Source organism: Micromonospora sp. 4G55 (assembly GCF_016803375.1).
The window spans coordinates 1-3577 of sequence record NZ_JAEVHN010000623.1 but is presented as its reverse complement, the minus strand read 5'-3'; the positions used below and the strand labels follow the sequence as shown (position 1 = coordinate 3577).

Below are 3577 nucleotides of genomic sequence, written 5' to 3'. Positions count from 1 at the left end.
GGGGTTTCATGCCGCGAGGGCGAGGGCGTGGGTTTGACGTTGACGATCTCTCCGCCGTCAGGGACGGAGGTTCCCTCCAGGCTGCGTGTGGAACGCGCGGCGTCCGGGTGGATTACCGCTTCGCCGCGCGGTGCCACCATCGCTGGTGGTCTGATCCGCGCTCCACGGTCGTTTAGGCTCTCGGCGCGTCCCGCCGCGAGCACGTTGATGGCCGCGTTGGCGTCTCGATCGTGGGTGCTGCCGCACGGGCACTTCCACGTTCGGACGTTCAACGCCATCTTGTCGTTGATCCGGCCGCAGTCCGAGCACATCCGGGTGGACGGGAAGAACCGGTCCACCCGAGCGAAGGTGCGCCCGTACCGGGCGGCCTTGTACTCCAACATAGCGGTGAAGCTGGCCCACCCCGCGTCGTGCACGGACTTGGCCAGCCGCGTCCGGCCGAGACCGACAACGCACAGGTCCTCGACGAACACCGCTTGGTTGTCGCGGATGATCGCCGTGGAGAGTTTGTGCTGCCAGTCTCGCCGGGTGTCGGCCACTCGTGCATGAGCGCGGGCGACCTTCACGACGGCCTTCTTGCGGTTCTGGCTGCCACGCTGTTTGCGGGACAGGTCTTGCTGCAACCGCTTGAGCTTGCGTGCGGCGCGGCGCAGGAACTTCGGGGCGGCCACCTTCGTGCCGTCCGAGAAGACCGCGAAATGGGTCAGGCCCAAGTCGATGCCGATCTCGGAGTCCGCGACCGGAAGCGGCTCGTCGGTGCTCTGCACGACGAACGAGGCGAAGTACCGGCCGGCCGCGTCCCGGATCACCGTCACCGACGACGGGTCCGACGGGAGGTTGCGTGACCAGCGCACCTCGACGTCGCCGACCTTCGGCAGCCGCAGCAGGCCGTTGTCCAGCACCCTGAACCGGGCATTCTTGGTGAACCGGATCGCCTGCCGGTTGTCCTTGCGTGAGCGGAACCGCGGCGGCGCCACCCTGCGGCCCTTGCGCTTGCCCGATAGCGAGACGAAGAAGTTGCGGTACGCCACGTTCAGATCCGCGAGGGCCTGCTGCAACACGACCGAGGACACCTCACCCAACCACGCCCGTTGCGGGGTCAGCTTGGCCGCGGTGACCCGCTTGGACAACTCGGCGTCCGACAGATACGGCAGACCCTCGAGCCGGGCTTGCTGCCGTGCCCGCAGGCCGTCGTTGAACACCACCCGAGCGCACCCGAACGACCGGGCCAGCGCGTCGCGCTGACTGGCGTCCGGGTAGACCCGGTAGTTGTAACGGAGCTGCACCCGTGCACCGTACCATTGGTTTATGGCCGAACTCGAAGGCATCCGCACAGGTAGACACTGCGTTTTCGCTCTGCATGCTCACTTGGTCTCGTGACGAAGTTCCGGCACAAGGTGTTCAGCGACGCGCACCTCGCCCGAATGCAGGAGATCATGCGGGCGGTGTGCGCAGACTTCGAAACCGAGCTGGTCCAGTTCAACGGCGAGAACAACCACGTCCACCTGCTCGTCAACTTCCCGCCCAAGGTCGCCCTGGCGAAACTGGTCAACAGCCTCAAGGGCGTGTCCAGCCGGCGACTCCGGCAGGAGTTCCCCGACCTACGGCGGCACTACTACCGGGCCAACAAGCTCTGGACGGGTTCCTACTTCGCAGGCTCCGCCGGCGGCGCACCGCTAAGCGTCGTGCGTCAGTACATCGAGCAGCAGAACCACCCGGTCCAAGGCACTGCTCCGGCCTTGGCGGCCCTCCCAGCGCGGGCCTTCACCCCCGGCCCTGAAGGACTCCGTTGGTGTATGACCAACAAGGGTGTTTCAGCTGAACTACGCCGCAAGCAGGGTGAGATGGCTGGTTCTGGTCGGGCCAAGTGGTGTGTCAGTTAGCCATGCGTCGATGCGGAGGAGATTGACCGCGGTGGCGGCGAAGACGTGGCCGAGGTGGGTCTTGACGGTGCCGGTGTAGCGGCTGCGGCGGATGCCAGTGTGTCGTACCGCTTGAGAGATCGTGGCTTCGACGCCGGCCCGGGTGTGGTAGCGCTGCTGCCACCTTTCGGTGGTCTGTTCCTGGCGTCTGGTTTGCAGGACCTGCTGCTGATCTTGCGGTAACAGGGTGAGGGTGCGTCCCCAAGGACCGCTGGCGGCACTGGTGCATCTGGCCCGGACCGGGCAGCCGACGCAGTCGCGGGCCGCGAAGCGGACCCGCGTCAGGTCCGTGCCGCTGCTCTTGCGCTGGTTGAACCAGCTGGCACTGGCCTTGCCCTGCGGACACGTTACGGTCTTGGTCTGCCAATCGATGCGGAAGTCACTTTGCGGGAATCGCTCGCCTTGGTGGGTGTCCAGGCCGACCGGGCCGAGCAGATTGATGCCGTGTTCGTCGCGGGCGGCCACGATGTGTGCGGCAGTGACATAGCCGGCATCGACTACATGCTCGCTCGGCGACAGGCGCCCTCCGGCAAGGCCCTGGTGGATGGTCGCGGTCATCTCGGTGTCGGTAACCGTGGCGTCGGTGGTGGCCACATGCGTGATCAGGTGTGGGGCATCAGGGTCGCAGGTCTCGCTCAAATGAACCTTGTAGCCGGTCCAGCCGTTGCCGCGTTTGAGGCCGTAGCGGGCGTCGGTGTCGTATGGCGAGGCCAGCCGGTCTCTGCTCGGCGGGAGGTCTTTGCCCTCCCGCCAGCGCACCTCCTGACCGTCTCGCTGGTACTGCTGCTCCCACGTCTGGGTCAGGACCTGCACCGCCGGGATCTCTCGCAGCCACCCCAGCGCGCCGGGTGCGGCGATCGCGTCCAGGACGGCGAAGCCGTCCCGGCCAACCCGCTCGGCCCAGCGCCGGCGGACGTCCTCACCCTTCGGGAAGCGGTACGAGTCGATCCGGGCCCCGTACCGGTCGGCCCAGCCGGCATCGATCAGCGGCGTCAGCCACGCCGGTGCGGCCGCGGACAGGGCTTCGAGGGCCGCCCGCAGCGTCTCCCCGACGAACTCCATCCGATTCAACGTGCGAACCGCAGCCAGGACATGCGTGGAATCGGTGCGCTGCCGGCCACCGGCGCGCAGCAGACCGTGCTGCGAGCATCGGTCCAGGATCACGTCCAGAACCTTCTCCTCCAGGCCGTGCTTGATCAGTCGGGTCCGGAAGTCGGTCAGCACGGTGAAGTCGAACCCGGGATCATCGAGGTCCAGACCGAGCAGATACTTCCAGTCCATCCTCGCCCGCACCTGGTCCGCGGCCTGCCGATCGCTGAGCCCTTCGGCGTACTGCAACACCGATACCAGCGCCAACGCCCCGGGTGAAGCCGCCGGACGGCCCCGCGCCGGGAACGCCTGCGCGAACTGCTCGTCGCTGAAAACCGGGCCGAGCGCGTCGCGGATCCGCATCGCGAGAGTGCCCTTGGGGAACGACGCCCGAACCATCCGCGCGGTCAACTCCGGCACCCCACGGTCATCCCACGCTTCCAGCGACACCTCTCGACCCTTCCCACCCGACGAATCCGACAATCATGCCAACAGGTGAATCCGAGTGGTTTGGCTATTCCCCAACGGAGTCCTGAACGGGCGCAGCACTGGCCCGCAACCCGGGT

Annotated in this window: 2 protein-coding genes and 1 pseudogene; 1 reads left to right on the top strand and 2 read right to left on the bottom strand. The window is 67.0% G+C overall.

Annotation, left to right across the window (positions count from 1 at the left end; genetic code table 11):
* Positions 1-1286: transposase (locus JNW89_RS31170; RefSeq protein WP_238451796.1), on the bottom strand; the 1286-nt coding region annotated here is incomplete at its 3' end.
* A gap of 22 nt (positions 1287-1308) precedes the next feature.
* Between JNW89_RS31170 and tnpA the strand changes: the two are divergent.
* A pseudogene (tnpA, locus tag JNW89_RS31165) lies at positions 1309-1718 on the top strand (IS200/IS605 family transposase); the annotation flags it as partial.
* A gap of 105 nt (positions 1719-1823) precedes the next feature.
* Here tnpA and JNW89_RS31160 read toward each other — a convergent pair.
* The gene (locus tag JNW89_RS31160; RefSeq protein WP_238451795.1) at positions 1824-3461 is read right to left on the bottom strand and encodes an IS1182 family transposase; all 1638 of its coding nucleotides are present in this window, start codon (positions 3459-3461) and stop codon (positions 1824-1826) included.
* Between the last annotated feature and the right edge of the window lie 116 nt (positions 3462-3577).